The organism is Achromobacter deleyi, assembly GCF_013116765.2.
Lineage (GTDB): Bacteria > Pseudomonadota > Gammaproteobacteria > Burkholderiales > Burkholderiaceae_B > Achromobacter > Achromobacter deleyi_A.
The window spans coordinates 3,906,114-3,921,424 of the sequence record NZ_CP074375.1 but is presented as its reverse complement, the minus strand read 5'-3'; the positions used below and the strand labels follow the sequence as shown (position 1 = coordinate 3,921,424).

At 66.6% G+C, this 15,311-nt stretch carries 14 protein-coding genes; 8 read left to right on the top strand and 6 right to left on the bottom strand.

Features of this window, described 5'->3' with window-relative positions:
- The first annotated feature begins 239 nt into the window (after nucleotides 1-239).
- The 6 genes from HLG70_RS17585 (at nucleotide 240) to HLG70_RS17560 (ending at nucleotide 6,137) form a co-directional block, all read left to right on the top strand.
- Nucleotides 240-2,513 (top strand): autotransporter outer membrane beta-barrel domain-containing protein, encoded by a 2,274-nt coding sequence (locus HLG70_RS17585; protein ID WP_234103117.1) that lies wholly within the window; start codon nucleotides 240-242, stop codon nucleotides 2,511-2,513.
- Nucleotides 2,514-2,694: 181 nt separating this feature from the next.
- Nucleotides 2,695-3,282 carry a TetR/AcrR family transcriptional regulator gene (locus HLG70_RS17580; RefSeq protein WP_171661703.1) on the top strand — a complete coding sequence of 196 codons (588 nt, stop codon included), beginning with the start codon at nucleotides 2,695-2,697 and terminating at the stop codon, nucleotides 3,280-3,282.
- 271 nt (nucleotides 3,283-3,553) lie between these two features.
- Entirely contained in the window at nucleotides 3,554-4,177 is a 624-nt protein-coding gene (locus HLG70_RS17575; RefSeq protein WP_171661704.1) for a hypothetical protein, read from the top strand.
- Nucleotides 4,178-4,297: 120 nt separating this feature from the next.
- Nucleotides 4,298-4,954, top strand: a complete 657-nt coding sequence (locus HLG70_RS17570) for an HAD family hydrolase (RefSeq protein WP_171661705.1) — start codon at nucleotides 4,298-4,300, stop codon at nucleotides 4,952-4,954.
- 124 nt (nucleotides 4,955-5,078) lie between these two features.
- A complete protein-coding gene (locus tag HLG70_RS17565; RefSeq protein ID WP_171661706.1) occupies nucleotides 5,079-5,726 on the top strand; it encodes an OmpA family protein in 648 nt (215 codons plus the stop codon).
- A gap of 84 nt (nucleotides 5,727-5,810) precedes the next feature.
- Nucleotides 5,811-6,137, top strand: a complete 327-nt coding sequence (locus HLG70_RS17560; RefSeq protein ID WP_171661707.1) for a 4a-hydroxytetrahydrobiopterin dehydratase — start codon at nucleotides 5,811-5,813, stop codon at nucleotides 6,135-6,137.
- Between the two features lie 12 nt (nucleotides 6,138-6,149).
- On the opposite strand, the gene HLG70_RS17555 is transcribed toward HLG70_RS17560, so the two are convergent.
- The 6 genes from HLG70_RS17555 to HLG70_RS17530 form a co-directional block, all read right to left on the bottom strand.
- Nucleotides 6,150-6,605 carry a MarR family winged helix-turn-helix transcriptional regulator gene (locus tag HLG70_RS17555; RefSeq protein WP_171661708.1) on the bottom strand — a complete coding sequence of 152 codons (456 nt, stop codon included), beginning with the start codon at nucleotides 6,603-6,605 and terminating at the stop codon, nucleotides 6,150-6,152.
- The gene (locus tag HLG70_RS17550) at nucleotides 6,602-6,829 is read right to left on the bottom strand and encodes a hypothetical protein (RefSeq protein WP_171661709.1); all 228 of its coding nucleotides are present in this window, start codon (nucleotides 6,827-6,829) and stop codon (nucleotides 6,602-6,604) included. The genes HLG70_RS17555 and HLG70_RS17550 overlap by 4 nt, the downstream gene beginning before the upstream one ends.
- Nucleotides 6,826-8,451: an FAD-dependent oxidoreductase gene (locus tag HLG70_RS17545; protein ID WP_234103116.1), complete on the bottom strand. Its 1,626-nt coding sequence runs from the start codon at nucleotides 8,449-8,451 to the stop codon at nucleotides 6,826-6,828. Before HLG70_RS17545 ends, HLG70_RS17550 begins: the two co-directional genes overlap by 4 nt.
- Before the next feature lie 122 nt (nucleotides 8,452-8,573).
- On the bottom strand, nucleotides 8,574-9,272 hold the full coding sequence (locus tag HLG70_RS17540; RefSeq protein WP_171661711.1) for a DUF6776 family protein: 699 nt from the start codon (nucleotides 9,270-9,272) through the stop codon (nucleotides 8,574-8,576).
- Nucleotides 9,273-9,419: 147 nt separating this feature from the next.
- Complete coding sequence (murU, locus tag HLG70_RS17535; protein ID WP_171661712.1) at nucleotides 9,420-10,106, bottom strand: N-acetylmuramate alpha-1-phosphate uridylyltransferase MurU; 687 nt, start codon at nucleotides 10,104-10,106, stop codon at nucleotides 9,420-9,422.
- On the bottom strand, nucleotides 10,106-11,146 hold the full coding sequence (locus HLG70_RS17530) for an aminoglycoside phosphotransferase family protein (protein ID WP_171661713.1): 1,041 nt from the start codon (nucleotides 11,144-11,146) through the stop codon (nucleotides 10,106-10,108). The genes murU and HLG70_RS17530 overlap by 1 nt, the downstream gene beginning before the upstream one ends.
- A 168-nt stretch (nucleotides 11,147-11,314) precedes the next feature.
- On the opposite strand from HLG70_RS17530, the gene HLG70_RS17525 reads away from it, so the two are divergent.
- Both HLG70_RS17525 and HLG70_RS17520 read left to right on the top strand, forming a co-directional pair.
- Nucleotides 11,315-13,696 (top strand): LPS-assembly protein LptD, encoded by a 2,382-nt coding sequence (locus tag HLG70_RS17525; RefSeq protein WP_171661714.1) that lies wholly within the window; start codon nucleotides 11,315-11,317, stop codon nucleotides 13,694-13,696.
- Nucleotides 13,693-15,300, top strand: coding sequence for a peptidylprolyl isomerase (locus HLG70_RS17520; protein WP_171661715.1), 1,608 nt, complete (start codon nucleotides 13,693-13,695; stop codon nucleotides 15,298-15,300). The genes HLG70_RS17525 and HLG70_RS17520 overlap by 4 nt, the downstream gene beginning before the upstream one ends.
- Nucleotides 15,301-15,311: the final 11 nt, after the last annotated feature.

The window sequence follows — 15,311 nt, the reverse complement described above, 5'->3', positions numbered from 1 at the left end:
CGGGCGGTACGAGCGCTTTTTTCAGCGGAGGGGCCGCGGTGTTGGGGTTGGGGCTGACGACCGGCAACGGGGGCAGTTTCAGCAACGGCCCGGGGGGAAATGGGGTTGGAGGAACTTCGCCCTTCGCCAATACTCCCGGCGGTCTGGGGGGCGGCAGTGCGACCGATAGCGGGGCCGATGGCGGTCTGCCGGGCTGGATCTCAGTCGGGGCGGGGGCTACTGTCAGCCTGGCCACGGAAGTGGTCATCGGTGCAGGCGGCGGCGCGGGCGGTGTAGCGACCATAGATCAGATCGCCACGCTGACGGCGCGTGGAGCCAACGGGGCTGCCGCCCTGGCCGGCGTTAGTGGCCAGGGCCCGATAATCACCAACGGCGGCACCCTGGTGGGCGGTGGTGGTGGCGCCGGCGGGAGGATCGTTCACTCGACCCCGTTGGCCGATCGGCCTGGCGCTTCCGTGGCTGGCGGCGCGGGCGGCGCCGGGCTGGACATGCCCGGCACCAATACGCGCGTGGTCAACTCTGGGCAGATCTATGGCGGCGGCGGCGGTGGTGGCGGCGACTACTTCGGTATCGGCTCGTACTATTTGAGCGGGCTGAGCGGCGCCGGAGGCAGCGGGGTGCGCGCCACGGGGGCCGGGTTTCAGCTGAGCAACACCGGCTCCATTGTCGGCGGAAACGGGGGCAGTGGTGGGGGCCTGCTGGCGGCAGGTGGCATCGCAGTAGAAGTCACCGGAAGTCAGGCGCAGATCGTGCAAGCGGGCACGGTCGCGGGCGGAATGGGAACTGCGGGCACCACGCGCGCCACGGCGGTGCTGCTTGCCGGCAATGACAGCGTGCTCACGTTGGTCGAGGGTTCGACCACTATCGGCGCGGTTACGTTCACCGGCACCAACAATCAACTGAAACTGGGTGGCTCGGGCGCGACGGCGTCGGTGACCGTGGACGGCGATCTGACACTAGGCGCGGGCAATCGCATGCTGGTGCGCGCCACCCCGACGGCAGCCGACCGGCTGCAGGTCACGGGCAAAGCTTCGCTTTCCGGCGCGAGCGTGGATGTGCGGGCGGGGGCCGGCACGTATGCCGCCCAGACTCAATACGACATCCTGAGTGCGCAAACGCTCAACGGCACGCGATTTGCCGGCGCCACGAGCGACCTGGCCTACCTCACGCCCACACTGAACTACTCTGCCGACGACAAGAAGGTGTCGCTGGTGCTCACGCGTCTGGTGGTGCCCACGCCGCCCGAAGGCACGACTCCCACGCCGCCCGAAGGCACGACTCCCACGCCGCCCGAAGGCACGACTCCCACGCCGCCCGAAGGCACGACTCCCACGCCGCCCGAAGGCACGACGGTGCTGCGTTTCGGTGATCTGGTCTCGGGCCGGAACTCGCGAGCCGTCGCCGACGCGGCCGAAACCCTGCCGGTCTCCCATGCGGTCTACAGCGCCGCGATCAATCTGGCGCAAGGCCAGCCGCAAGGCTATTTCTCGACGCTGTCGGGCGAGGCGCATGCCGGCGTCGGCAGTGGGCTCAACAATCTCGCGGGCGGGGTGCGGAGCGCGCCGCTGGACGTGCTGCGCGGCAATCTGAGGGCGGGCACGGCGGCGGGCGCGCCGACTGCAGCCGCGGGCGTCAGCGATGTAGCGCCGTCGGCGGCCGCGTTGCCGCAATCCCAGGCCTTGCCGGCCTGGGCCCAGGTGGTGGGCAACTGGCAGCGCATCGGCGCGACCAGCGATACGGAAGCTGTGCGCCAACACACCGGTGGCGTGTTCGTCGGCGCCGACCGGGACGTGGGGGCCGGCTGGCGGTTGGGCGGGGCGCTGGGCTACACCGATTCGAAGCTGTCGGTCGATGAGTTGGCCTCGCAGGCTGATGTGTCGAGCTATAGCGCGATCGTCTATGGGGGCAAGGCCTTCGAACTGGGCGCGGGCAAGCTCAACGTGATGGCGGGTGCGTCCTACACCTGGCACGACATCGCCACCAGGCGTCGTGTCGAGGCCGGCGCCCTGGATCAGACGCTGACGGCAGACTACGGCGCCAACACCACGCAAGTCTTCACCGAACTGGGCTATGCCTTCGGCGTGGCGCGCGGCCTGACGCTGGAGCCTTATGCCGGCGTGGCCTGGGCCGGGCAGCGTACGCGCGCCTTTGGCGAATCCGGCGGCAGCGCGGCGCTGTCGGGCGAGTCGAGCCGGCAGAACACCACCACCACCACGCTAGGCCTGCGCGCCGAGCAGGCGCTGAGTCTGGGCTCGCTGGCGGGCACGGCGCGCCTGGGCCTGGGCTGGCGCCATACCTTTGGCGATATCACGCCGACCTCGCGCCTGGCTTTTGACGCGGGTGAGGCCTTTACCGTTACCGGCGCGCCGATCGCGCGCGATGCCGCGCTGGTCGAGGCCGGCGTCGAAGCGCGCGTATCGCGCAGCGCCTCGCTGGGCGTGGCCTATGCCGGCCAGTTTGGCGGCGGCAACCGGGACCAGAGCGCGATGCTCAATCTGAACTGGGCTTTCTGACAGAGACCGCGCCAGCGATCCCGTCCCGCCAGCTATTGGCCGCGGACGACGCCGTGGTTGAGATTGACATGAAACCGACCAACTAGTAGATTGGCTGCGTTGCGAATGCAGTCGGGATCTTCCCGCTGCGTAAAGCGAACAGGTTTTTCACATTTCTTTCAGCACACCAGGGCGTATTCCTATGAGTTTGGAGCTCTCCCCCAGAGCCATCGAGATCGTCGAGCAGACCAGGCAGCTGCTCGCCGCCGGTGGTTATCACGGGTTCAGCTATGCCGATGTGTCCGAACGGGTCCATATCGGCAAACCCAGCATCCATCATCATTTCCCGGCCAAGGCGGACCTGGTCCTTACCGTGGTCGTCCACCACCGCGAGCAGGCCCGAGAGGGTTTGGCGGCGCTCGATCAACACGTCCCGGACCCGCTGGGACGGTTGACGGCCTACGCGGATTACTGGGCCAAGTGCATAGGCGAGGGCACGATGCCCATGTGCATTTGCGCGATGCTGGCTGCCGAATTGCCCATGATTCCCCAGGCGATCGCGGACGAGGTGCGTGCCTATTTTGGCGACCTGGCCGGCTGGATCGCGTCGGTGCTCGAAAGCGGAGTCTCCAAAGGGCAATTCCAGCTGCGCGACAGCGTCCAGGTGGAAGCGCAAGCCTTCATGTCGACCGTCCACGGGGCGATGCTGACCGCAAGGGCCTTCAACGACCCCAAGGTATTCGCATCGATCTCGCGTGCGGCCATCAGCCAATTGACCGTTTCGACCTGATCCCGGCGGGAAGCGCACCTCGCGGTGCGCCTCTTTTTTTAGTTATTAATCGACCAACTAGTTGGTCGTTAATTTGAGCCGTCAAGGGCTGGTCAGCTTGTACCTGCCCGCATCGCCAGCACCGTCGCCGTCCGTGGCCCAGAGCAGGCGGAACTGCTTTGGATTCGTTCGCGGCGGCGCTACCCGAGCGAGCCGGCCCGCCGACTGTAGCCGCCCGCGACGCCACAACCAGGATGCCGCGTGTCGCGGCATGTCCAGTCCAGGAGTTGCTATGCGTTCCAGTGCAGTCGACCCGATCGGCCGGGTCCGTGTTGACGATGTCCGAGATCCCTACCGCGCCGAGCAATTGCGCGCCCAGATGCGCGCCGATCGCGTGGCGCGCCCGCAGGCGCCGTTCGCACGCATTCAAGCCACGCGCCAGTTGGGTATGGCAGCGGCGGCGTCGGTGCAAAAACCGGTCGTAGTGAGGAAGGATGATCCTGATGAATCCATCAACCCGCTGCGCGATCAATACACGGCTCATTGTTTGATGAACGCCATCCAGGCTTTCCACGATCAACAAGCCAGGCTGGAGGCACTGGTGGTGGCGGTCAATCAGGCCTTGAAGGACGAGCAGGTCACGCTGCAGGCGCGCGCCGAGGCGGCCAATGACCTGGGGACGATCCAAGGCCTGTTGCCGCAGCAACCCTATCGCTACGCGGTGGGAATTCCGCAGATATTGCCGCAGCAGTTGGCCGCCGCGACTGGCGCATCGCAGGTCATGGTCGCCCCGGTCACGCACGCCGCGACGTCGCGCAGCACCACCGACAACGCGTTCGGCACCGATCCCGACACGCGCGCCCGCACCCGCAACCCGCGGGACACAGGCGCCGGAAGCGGTGCCATGGGGACATGAAAGCCTCGCATCGCGGCAGGCCCGGCATTAAGCGCGGGCTTAACGATGGGTGCAGGCCTGCTAAACCACAGCGGGGGCCAGGCTCTCTATAGTGGCCGCATGTCACCCATGGAGTCCCTCATGCCCAGTTCCGCTGTTTCGGCCGCCTATCCCCGCGCGGTGCTGTTCGATCTTCTGACCGCTCTGCTTGATTCCTGGACGGTCTGGAACCGTGCCGCGGGATCCGAGGCTCAGGGCCGGGCCTGGCGGGCAGAGTATCTGCGCCGCACCTATGGCTGCGGGGCGTATCTGCCCTACGAGCGCCTGGTGGAGGAGGCCGCGGCGGCGGTGGGATTGCCCGCGGGCGCGCCGGCCGCGCTGGAGGCCCAGTGGGACCAGTTGCCCGCCTGGGACGGTGCGCGCGAGCTGTTGCAGGCGTTGCGCCCGCACTGTCTGCTGGGCGTGGTTACGAACTGTTCCGAGCGCCTGGGGCGCCGCGCCGCCGGCCTGCTGGGCGTGGACTGGGACGTGGTGGTGACCTCTGAAGCCGCAGGCTTCTACAAGCCCGATCCGCGGCCCTATGAAATGGCGCTGGCGCGCTTGCAGGTGGCGCCGACGCAGGCGGCGTTCGTCGCGGGCTCGGGCTACGACATGTTCGGCACCGCCAAGGTGGGGCTGCGCACATATTGGCACAACCGGGTGGGACTGCTGCTGCCGGAAGGGGCCATGGAGCCCGAAGTCCAGTCGCCGCGGCTGGAAGAGGCGCTGCCCTGGCTCGCGCGGTTCAGCCTTGGCTGACCGGTCCGGCAGGCGCCAGGCCGCCGTATCGGCAATACAAAATGTTGCGCGTCGGGAGACTCACGCTTGCTAGCATGATCTCGCCGGAATGATCCGGTACACCGATGGAACAGTGGAGGTTGCCATGCATTCAAGAAGAATATTCAACCGGATCGCCGTGATTGCGGCGGCGGGTGCGTTGCTGGCCGGGTGCGCCACGCAACAGCAAACGAACACCGCTGTGGGAACGGGTGCTGGCGCGGCGCTGGGCGCCGGCATTGGCGCCTTGATCGGGCATGGCAAGGGCGCGGCGATCGGTGCGGGTATCGGCGCGGTGGCGGGCGGCCTGGTCGGCTACAACTGGAAGGTGGTCAAGGATGATGTGCAGAAGTCCGGCGCCTCGTCGCTGGGCATCGACGTCGTCGAGATGCCGGATGGCAGCCTGAAGGTCAATATTCCCAGCGGTGTTTCGTTCGACACGGACAAGACACAGCTCAAGCCCGCGTTGCTGCCGGTTCTGGACAGCGTGGCGCGTTCGCTCAACCAGCATCCCGAGCTGCGGGCCAAGGTGGTCGGCCATACCGATAGCACCGGCGCGCTGGCGCACAATCAGACCTTGTCGGTGAACCGCGCGAAAAGCGTTACGGATTACCTGGCCAAGCAGGGAGTCGCGGCGGGCCGGCTGACGGTGGAGGGCCGCGGCCCCAACGATCCGATCGGCGACAATGCGACCGCCGAAGGGCGCGCGCTGAACCGGCGCGTCGAAATCTACCTGTACGCGGTCCAGCAATAAGCCCGGGGAGGCAAGCACGGGCGCGTCCCTTGTTCCAAGGCGGCCGGCGCGATGCGCCGCCGCCCCCTGTTTCCGGAGTCTGTCATGAGCATGTTCCCTCCCGCCCGTATCGGCACCGATATCGCGATCGCCGCGCTCACCGGCTGGCAGGCGGTGGCGATGCGCGACGCCATCGAAAAGCGATTCCGTTTCCCCAGCTTCAATGCGGCTTTTGGCTTCATGGCGCGGGTGGCCATGTTTGCGGAAAAGTTGAACCATCATCCCGAATGGACCAACGTCTATAACCGTGTGGACGTGACCTTGACCACCCATGACGCGGGCGGCGTGACCGAACTGGATGTGCGCATGGCGCAGTTCATGGACGAGGCCGCCGCGCAGGCGGGAGCGACCGCGCCGAAAGCGGGCGCGTGAGCGGCCGGGTGTTCAGTCGTCCGTGCTGTCCGCGCCGGCGTGCGCATGCCCGATCAGGCGGTCCAGCATGTCGCCCAGCAGGTGCTGCTCGTCGGCGGTGAGGCAGCCGAAGATTGCATCGTTGCGACGGGCGATCAGGTCAATGATGCGCTGGTAGTGGGCGAGGCCCTCCGTGGTCGGCGCCAGCACCACGCCGCGTCCGTCCGATGCGGATACCGTCTTTTCAACCAGGCCGCGATCCACCAGCGCCTGCGCCGAGCGGCTTGCCTGTCCCTTGTTCAGGTTGGCCGTCCGCGCCAGGTCGTTGACCGACAAGGGCGCATAGCGGCCTATGGCCGCGAGGCAGCGCGCCTCACCCAGCGGGATGTCGCAGTCTTTCAGGTAGGCGCGATTCGTGTCCCGGTCCGTGATCTTGTTGAGCACGTGCAGGCGGTACGTCAGAAAGCGTTCCAGGGCGGGCGGTTTCACGTCGGGCGGGCAGGAGTCGGGGCCGGATAGTTTGCCACAGCGCCGTCGCCCAGGCTGGCCTCTTCGGCCTGTGCGAGCAGCGCCATCGCCTCCTGCGCGTCGGGCAGCCGGCGCAGCAGCGACAGTCCGAGTATCGAAAGGAAAAGCGGCGCCCGGGTTTCCCCGACGCGCGTCAGCGCCTGCGCCATGCTGGTGTAGACCTGGTCCAGTTGATCGTTGTTCATGCTTGGCCTTTCTGCGTGGCGCTCAGGGTGAGCGAGGGATAGTAGGGCGCCAGCGCGGTGCGCAAGGCGGAGGCGTCGGGCGCCGTCCAGCGGCCCAGCACGTAGCCGTCCGGCCGCAGCAAGTAGACGGTTCCGGCTTCGCTGCCGTAACGCTGGCGCAACTGGCCGTGCGCATCCTGCAAGCCGTCTGCGCCGGTGCGCAGCACGCGCAGCGGATGGGGCGCGCCTTGCGTGGCGGCCGCCAGGGCGTCCAGCTCCGCCGACAAGGCGGCGCCGGGCGCCAGCGCCAGCGCAACGAAGCCCGCGCCAAAACTTGCGCTGAGATAGCACGGCGCCTCGCCGTCCAGCAGCCGGACGTCGGGCGCGGGCTGTCCGGGCGCTGCGGCCTCGCCGGCCTGCGGCGCGCCGTCGCCGAGGTTCAGTGGCGAGCCGTCGTACGAAATGGGCGCGGATTGGCGTGGATTGATCAGCGGCCGGACCGCGTCGTCCACCAGCGCCAGCCGCAGCGCGGCCTCGCGCATGAGTCGGAAGCCGAAGTCCGGCGGCGCCATGAATTCGGTGCTCTTGGCGCCATAGGCCAGGTTCTGGCGGGTGGCGTGGACGCGTTCGACGCTGTAGCTGTCCAGCAGGCTGTCGGGCGCTTGCCCCTTCAGCACCCAGGCGAGCTTCCAGGCCAGGTTGCCGGCGTCGTCCAGTCCCGAGTTCAGTCCCCGCACGCCGAAGATGGGCACGAGGTGGGCGGCGTCGCCGGCAAACAGTACGCGTCCATGGCGGTAGCGGTCCAGGGTCAGGCACTTGGCGTTATAGATGGAAATCCAGAGCGGCTTCCAGGGCGCGGTTTCGCCGATCATGTCCAGATGGCTCTGCACGCGCGGCAGCACGTTTTCCGGCTTGACCGCTTCCTCGGGGTCTTCGTCGTCGCGGATCTGGTAGTCGACGCGCCATACGTTGCCCGGCTGCCGGTGCATGAGCAGGGTGGAGCCGGGGTTGGACGGAGGGTCGAACCAGGCCAGGCGTTCCACCGGGCGCTGCGATTCCTGCTCGATGTCGACGATGACGTAGCGCCCTTCGTACTGCATGCCTTCCAGCTTCAGTCCCATTGCCTCGCGCACCGCGCTGCGTCCGCCGTCGCAGGCGATCAGCCAGTCGGCGCGCACGGTCCGGCGTTCGCCGCCGGACTCGATTTCCACGGAGACGCCGTCGGGTTCGTTCCGCAGGCCGACGACACGGGCCGACCATTGCAGCGCGGCCAGTCCGGGGCGGCGCTGCATGGCCTGGTGCGCATATTCCTCGACGCAGTACTGCTGGATGTTGACCATGGGCGCGTAGCGCTGCAAGGGATCGTGCGGCATTTCGAAATGCAGGACTTCGCGGTCGCGGAAGTAGCTGCGTCCGCCGGTCCAGGCCAGCCCGGTCGCCATCAGGGGCTGGTCGGCGCCGACCCATCCCAGGATTTCCTGCGAGCGCCGCGACATGCAGATGGCGCGGCTCCCGCTGCAATAGTCGTCGTCCGCTTCCACGGTCAGCGAGGCGATGCCGTATTCGGCCAATAGCGCGGCCAGGGTCAGGCCGACGGGGCCGCCGCCGGCGATCAGGACGGGAACGTGCGCGGGGAGTGTCATGCATGTCTCCATGATTTGGTTGTTTGCGCAACTATATTCTTGATATGTTGCGTGCGCAACTATTTCTGGAAGGCATGAAAAAACCCGCCGTTCCGGGCGGGTTTTCAGGGGGAGGGGCTGAATCAGTTGCGCACGTAATAGATGCGCATGGCCTGCTGCTTCTGGGCGCCGTCCATGACGCGCAGCACCACCACCTTCGGGGTGAAGCCGTCGGGCAGCTTGAGCTGGCCCAGCGAATAGTCGTAGCGGTCCACATTCAGGGCCGGGCCTTCGGGAGTGACCGTCGCGGCGCGGCCGTTGGGATAGGTGCCGTCGATGGAGAACGTCAGCGTGCCCTTGAAGGGTACGCCCTGGCGTTCTTCGCGCATGACCAGGACCTGATAGTCCAGTTGGCTGGGAGCGCGCTTGAAGGTGGCCGAGCGGATGCCCAGGTTGCCGCCGCGCGGGTCGGGCGGCATGGCGTCCTGGAACAGCACCAGTTCCTTATTCAGCGTCTCGATCTTCGCGCGTGCTTCGGTCAGGTCGCTGGTCAGCTTTTCATGGCCGGACTTGTTGGCGTCGCGCTGCTGCGTGGCTTCTTCGAGCTGGGTCTGCAGGCGCTGGCGTTCCAGGTTGGACGCGCTGAGTTCGCTGTGCAGCTGCTCGGACTGCTCCACGGTCAGCCGTTGCGGGCCGTAATTGGTTTGCAGGAAGAGCACGCCGCCCGCGCCAAGGGCAATGCCGACCAGCAGCAGGACGAGCCAGCGCGGCATGCGGCGCGTGCGTTGGCCTGGCTGGTATACGGAGGGCTTGAACACGGCCCGTTGCGATCTTCCAAACATCCCCATTCCTAGAAAACTTCCTGTGTATTTGCTCGTCGGCACGCGGCGCGCGCATGCCAAAGCGTCAGAGAATACCCCGTTAGCCGGGGGCGTTGGGTGCGCGGACAATCCTGGTTGCGCACCTTGATATTGTGAAATATGTGGGCATCAGCGGACCCGGCCGCCGAGTTCCGCGTTCAGGTCGGCAAGCCGCTGCGGGGTGCCGACATCCGTCCATCGTCCGGGATGGCGGGCGCCGCGCGCCAGGTCCCGGGCCATGGCCAACCGGAGCAGGGGCGCCAGGGGCGCCGCCGAGCCGCGCGGGACATCCGCGAACAACGACGGATGGTAGACGCCGACGCCGGCAAAGGTCAAACGGGGCTCTCCCTGCGCGTGGACGCGGCCGTCCGGCGTCAGCAGGAAATCGCCGATGGGGTGCTGGACGGGGTTGTCCACAAGCAGGAGCCAGGCGCCCGCCTCGGGCAGGCGCGGCGCCACGTCCCGGGCAGCCGCGGGATCCCAGTCGCACCAGATGTCGCCGTTGATGACCAGGAAGGGATCGTCGCCCAGCAGCGGGAGGGCTTGGGCGATGCCGCCGGCGGTTTCCAGGGCCGTCGGCTCGGGCGAATAGCGGATCCGCACGCCGTGGGCGCTGCCGTCGCCCAGCGCGCGCTCGATTTCATGGCCCAGCCATGCGTGATTGATGACGATGTCCTGGATGCCGGCCGCGGCCAGCCGTTCCAGATGCCAGACGATCAACGGTTTGCCGCCCACCGCCAGCAGCGGCTTGGGCAGGAGGTCGGTCAGCGGCCGCATGCGTTCGCCGCGGCCCGCTGCAAGAATCATGGCCCGCATCAGAACGTATATCCGACGCTGACCTGGCGGTCATCCAGGCGGTCCAGCAGACGCAGCAGCGGCGTGAAGACGCCGTAACGCTGGGCCACCTGGCGCACGTAGCCGTTCACGCGCGGCATGTGGGCCAGGTAGTGCGCCTTGCCGTCGCGATGGTTGAGGCGGGCGAACACGCCCAGGATGCGCAGGTTGCGCTGCAGCCCCATCCATTCGTAGGTGCGGTGGAAGTCCGCGAAATCCGATTCCACCGGCAGGCCGGCGGCACGCGCCATTTCCCAGTAGCGGATGGCCCAGTCCAGTTGCTGGGGTTCTTCCCAGGTGGTCCGGGCGTCGGTCACCAGCGACGCCAGGTCGTAGGTAATGGGACCCGCCAGCGCGTCCTGGAAGTCGATGACGCCGGGATTGGGACCGTACTGCGGCTGGTCGCAGACCATCAGGTTGGGCGAATGGAAGTCGCGGTGCACCAGCACCTGGGCCTGCCCGCCGTTGCTGGCCGACAGCAGGGCGAAGATCTTTTCCAGCGCGTTGGCGGTCTTGTCGTCCAGCACCGCGCCATGGTGCTTTTGCACATACCACTCGGGGAAGAGCTTGAGCTCGTCGGCCAACCGGGCGGTGTCGTAGGAAGCCAGGCCGGCGGTCGAGGCCTGTTGCAGCTTGACCAGGGCGGCCAGGGCTTCGCGGTATAGCGTCTGGAGCTGGCTGTCTTCCAGGCCGGCCTGGATGCGCTGGTAATAGGTCTGTTCGCCCAGGTCGGACAGGAGCAGCAGCCCCAGTCCCAGGTCCTGCGCCAGCACGGCGGGCACGTTCAGTCCGGCGTCCGCCAGCAACTGGCCGACGTGCAGGAATGGGCGGCAGTCTTCGTGCTGGGGCGGCGCGTCCATGACAATCAGGGTGCGCTGGCCGGCGTCCAGCCTGAAGTAGCGGCGGAAGCTGGCGTCGGCGGAGGCCGGGCGCAGCGTATCCACGGCCAGGTTCAGGTCGGCAGGCAGGCCTTCCAGCCAGTTGCGGATCTGCGCCAGGCGGGGGTCGTGATCGTTTTTCAAGGAAGATCCGTGTCAGAAAGACAATATTGCTGAAATTTGTGTTCCGCGAACATAAGGCTGGGCGTTGTTCGCGGCTTCTCTATAATACCGGCTCGTTTCCGTTAGCATTGGCCCCGCCCGGGCGCCTTTGTCTGGCTCCCCCATGGTCAAAAAGGGCTGTTTTCATTCGTGCGCAAGGTTCGGTGGTTGATCCTCTCTGCTGTCAGCGTCGCCGCCGGAGCCGTTCAGGCTCAAGGTAGCCAGGGCGCCGCTGCTTCCGCGTCGTCGGCCACGCCTATCCCCGAACTGCGGACTTCTCCCGGCTTGCGGATACACCGGCTGCCGGACGACAGCATCCCCGCCTATATGGAAGCGGACAGCATCGCGGGCGATCCCGATTCCGACCTGACCCTGACCGGCAGCGCGCAAGTGCGCCGCATCGACAGCGTGATCAAGGGCGACCTGATCAACTACCGCAAGGATACCGGCGAAGTCGACGTCCAGGGCAACGCGCGCATGATGCGCGATGGCACGCTGGTGACGGGGCCGAACGCCAAGTTCAATGTGGACAAGTATTCGGGCGAGATCGAAAAGCCGAATTTCTGGATGGGCGCCTCGGGCGGCTTTGCCGTCGCCGAGCATGCGGACATCTTCAGCAAGTCGCAGATGCGGATGCATACGGTCACGTACAGCGGGTGTCCCTGCCCGGAGCCGTCCTGGTACATCAAGGCCAAGACGGTCGACATAGATTTCGACGAAAACGAAGGCGTGGCGCGCAATGGCGTGCTGTACTTCAAGGACGTGCCGATCCTGGCATCGCCCTACCTGACCTTTCCGGTCAAGAGAGAGCGCAAGTCCGGCTTCCTGATACCGACCTATGGCACGACCAGCCAGGGTGGTTTCGACATATCGCTGCCGTACTACCTGAACCTGGCGCCCAATTACGACATGACGGTGCAGCCCCGCTACTTCTCCAAGCGGGGCCTGCAGTTGGGCGCGGAATTCCGTTATCTGGGAAATGGCTACGCCGGCACCCTGAACGGCACATACCTGCCCGATGACCACGTCACCAGCGAAGACCGCTGGATGTACTGGTGGCGCCACCAGCAGACGTTCTCCCATGGTTTCTACGCCGATTGGGATATCGCCAAGGTCTCGGACGACAATTACTTCCGGGACATTTCGCAGCTGGGCCTGAACCAGGCGTCCACCACCTACCTGCCGCAACGCGGCCGGGTGGGCTGGGCCTCGAACTACTGGAGCGCGTACGCTCAGGTCTATAAGTACCAGACGCTGCAGGACCCCGATGCGCCCCTGGTGCCGCCGTACGACAAGTTGCCCGAGCTGTACCTGCGCGGCGCGCGCTACGACTGGGGTGGTTTCGACGTGGACTGGACCTCGAGCGCGGTGCGCTTCAGCATGCCGGATTTCGGCTCCGCCAACAGGTATCCGGACGGCGACCGCCTTCAATCCTATCCGACGGTGTCTTATCCGATCGTCCGGCCGGGCTGGTTCATCATTCCCAAAGCGGGTGTCAACTACACCCAATATCAGACCAAATGGTATGGGGTGGATACGCTGGGCCTGAACGGCGGCTCGGCGGACGGCTTGCCGCGCTCGCAGTCGCGCACCGTGCCCATCATGTCGGTGGACGCCGGCCTCATCTTCGAGCGCGACACCACGCTGTTCGGCAAGTCGTCCACGCAGACGCTGGAACCGCGCCTGTACTACCTGCGCGTGCCTTACCGCGACCAGTCCAAGCTGCCCGTGTTCGACACGTCGCTGGCCGACTTCAGCTTTTCGCAGGCCTTCGAGGAAAACATCTACACCGGTGGCTGGGACCGCATCGCGAACGCCAACCAGCTGACGGCGGCGCTGACCACGCGCTGGCTGGACGCCAATACCGGTTTCGAGCGCATGTCGCTGGGCGTGGCGCAACGCCTGTACTTCGAGGACCAGAAGGTCACCTTGCCGAATGAGACGCCGCGTGAAAACGTGCGTTCCGATTTCCTCGTGGGCGCCAGCGCGGCTTTGACCGACTCGCTGAGCACCGACGTGGCCGCGCAGTACAACCCTTACGACAACAACTGGTCGCGCGGGCTCGTCAGTGCGCGCTGGTCGCCGCAGCGCCTGACCACCATCGCTCTGGCCTATCGCTATCAGCGCGATCCCCAGCCGGGCGTGTACTATCAGCCGCAAGGCCAGAATCAGGTCAGCCTGGCGGTGCAATGGCCGTTCAGCAAGCGCTGGTACGGCGTAGGCCGGGTGGACTATTCTTTACGTTCAGGACCGTCCAGCACGGTGGCCAATACGACGGATTCTCCCCGCGTAACGCAGGCCATCGCCGGTCTGGAGTACAAGGGCGATTGCTGCTGGGTGGGCCGCATGGTCTACCAGCGCTACGCCGTGTCGGCTGCGGACACCAATTCCGCACTGTTCTTCCAACTTGAGCTGACCGGCCTGGGTTCCCTGGGAACCGACCCGATGAGCCTGCTGAACAGAAGTATCCCCGGTTACACGCGCATCACTCCGCCCGTGCCTGCCGGGACCACATTTGAAAGGTATGAATGATGCGTAGGTTGCACTCTTTGCGCCGCCTCTCCGGCAATGCGCTGTTGCTGGCCCTGTGCGCCGGCTTGCCCGCCGCGCACGCGGCCGAGCAGACTGCCCGTGGCGCGAACACAGGCGCCAAGGCCGCTCCCGCCGCACAGAACAACGCGACGTCCGCACCGAAGGGCGAGCAGTTCGTGGATGGAATCGCCGCGGTTGTCGATAAGGACGTGATCACGCTGCGCGAGCTGCGTGATGCGTCCCTGCGCATTTCCGCCGAGCTGAAGTCCCGCGGCATCCAGGTGCCGGACGACCAGACCCTGCAGCACCAGGTGCTGCAGCGCCTGATCATGGAGCGCGTGCAGCGCCACGAAGCGGACCGTCTGGGCATCCGCGTGGACGATGCCCAGGTTGATCAGGCCATCCAGACGATCGCGAGCCGCAACAAGATCACCCCGGCGCAACTGCGCCAGGAACTTGAAAAGGCCGGCACGCCCTGGGAGACCTACCGGAAGTCGCTGCGCGACGAGATCCGCACGGATCGCCTGCGCCAGCGCGCAGTGGACTCCACCATTGTCATTTCCGATGCGGAAGTCGACGCTTTCCTGAAGGACCAGCGGCGCAATCCGGCGTTCGGCGCGGCCCCTCAGGCCGAACCGCAGCAACAGGCACAGCCCCAGGCCCAACCACAACCCGAGCCCGCGCAGGCGGCCGCGCCCTCGGGCCCGATGTTGTATGCGCTGGCTCAGATTCTGGTGCGCGTGCCGGAAGGCTCGTCGCCCGAGCAGCTGGCCGCGCTGCGCAAGAAGGCCGAAGGCCTGCTGGCGCAAGCCAAGCGCGGGGATGATTTCGCCAGCCTGGCGGCGGCCTCTTCGGATGGACCGGAGGCCTTGCAGGGCGGCGTCATGGGCGTGCGCCCGCTGGACGGCTGGCCTGACCTGTTCGTCAAGTCGATCAGCAATCTGCAGAAGGGCCAGGTCAGCCAGCTGATCCAGAGCGGCAACGGATTCCACATCATCAAGGTGATGGATCGCGGCACTGCCCAGCCCGCACCGGGCCGCACCGCCCGTGCTCCGGCTCCCGCCCCGGCCCCCGCACCGGCTCCGCAGCCGGCCGCTCGCCCGCAGGCGCAGGCGCCGCAGGGCCCCACGCAAGTGATGCAGACGCGCGCGCGCCACATCCTGATCAAGACGTCCACCGTCATGAGCGATGAACTGGCGCGGCAGCGCCTGGAGCAGGTCCGCCAGCGCTTGGTGGGCGGCGGCGCCAAGTTCGAAGACATGGCGCGCCAGTACTCGCAGGATTCGACCGCGCCGCAGGGTGGCGAGCTGGGATGGCTGAACCCGGGTGAAACCGTGCCGCCTTTCGAGGCCGCCATGAACACCCTGCAACCGGGCGAGATCAGCCAGCCGGTGCAGACGCCTTTCGGCTGGCACCTGATCCAGGTCGAAGAGCGCCGCGAACATGATGCGACGGACGATCTGGCGCGCATGCGCGCCCGCCAGACGCTGTTCGAGCGCCGTGCCCAACCTGCCTTTGAAGACTGGCTCGATCAGTTGCGCGCTCAAGCGTACGTCGACAACCGTCTTGAGAAGCAGCAGAAGATTCAGCAGAACAACCGCTAAACGCAACACGG

What these genes read in the sequence shown, in the direction of transcription:
- HLG70_RS17570 (WP_171661705.1), top strand. Translation starts at nt 4,298, where the DNA reads ATGCCCAGTTCCGCTGTTTCGGCCGCCTATCCCCGCGCGGTGCTGTTC.
- HLG70_RS17520 (WP_171661715.1), top strand. Translation starts at nt 13,693, where the DNA reads ATGATGCGTAGGTTGCACTCTTTGCGCCGCCTCTCCGGCAATGCGCTG.
- HLG70_RS17540 (WP_171661711.1), bottom strand. Translation starts at nt 9,272, where the DNA reads ATGTTTGGAAGATCGCAACGGGCCGTGTTCAAGCCCTCCGTATACCAG.
- HLG70_RS17575 (WP_171661704.1), top strand. Translation starts at nt 3,554, where the DNA reads ATGCGTTCCAGTGCAGTCGACCCGATCGGCCGGGTCCGTGTTGACGAT.
- murU (WP_171661712.1), bottom strand. Translation starts at nt 10,106, where the DNA reads ATGCGGGCCATGATTCTTGCAGCGGGCCGCGGCGAACGCATGCGGCCG.
- HLG70_RS17545 (WP_234103116.1), bottom strand. Translation starts at nt 8,451, where the DNA reads ATGACACTCCCCGCGCACGTTCCCGTCCTGATCGCCGGCGGCGGCCCC.
- HLG70_RS17565 (WP_171661706.1), top strand. Translation starts at nt 5,079, where the DNA reads ATGCATTCAAGAAGAATATTCAACCGGATCGCCGTGATTGCGGCGGCG.
- HLG70_RS17580 (WP_171661703.1), top strand. Translation starts at nt 2,695, where the DNA reads ATGAGTTTGGAGCTCTCCCCCAGAGCCATCGAGATCGTCGAGCAGACC.
- HLG70_RS17550 (WP_171661709.1), bottom strand. Translation starts at nt 6,829, where the DNA reads ATGAACAACGATCAACTGGACCAGGTCTACACCAGCATGGCGCAGGCG.
- HLG70_RS17560 (WP_171661707.1), top strand. Translation starts at nt 5,811, where the DNA reads ATGAGCATGTTCCCTCCCGCCCGTATCGGCACCGATATCGCGATCGCC.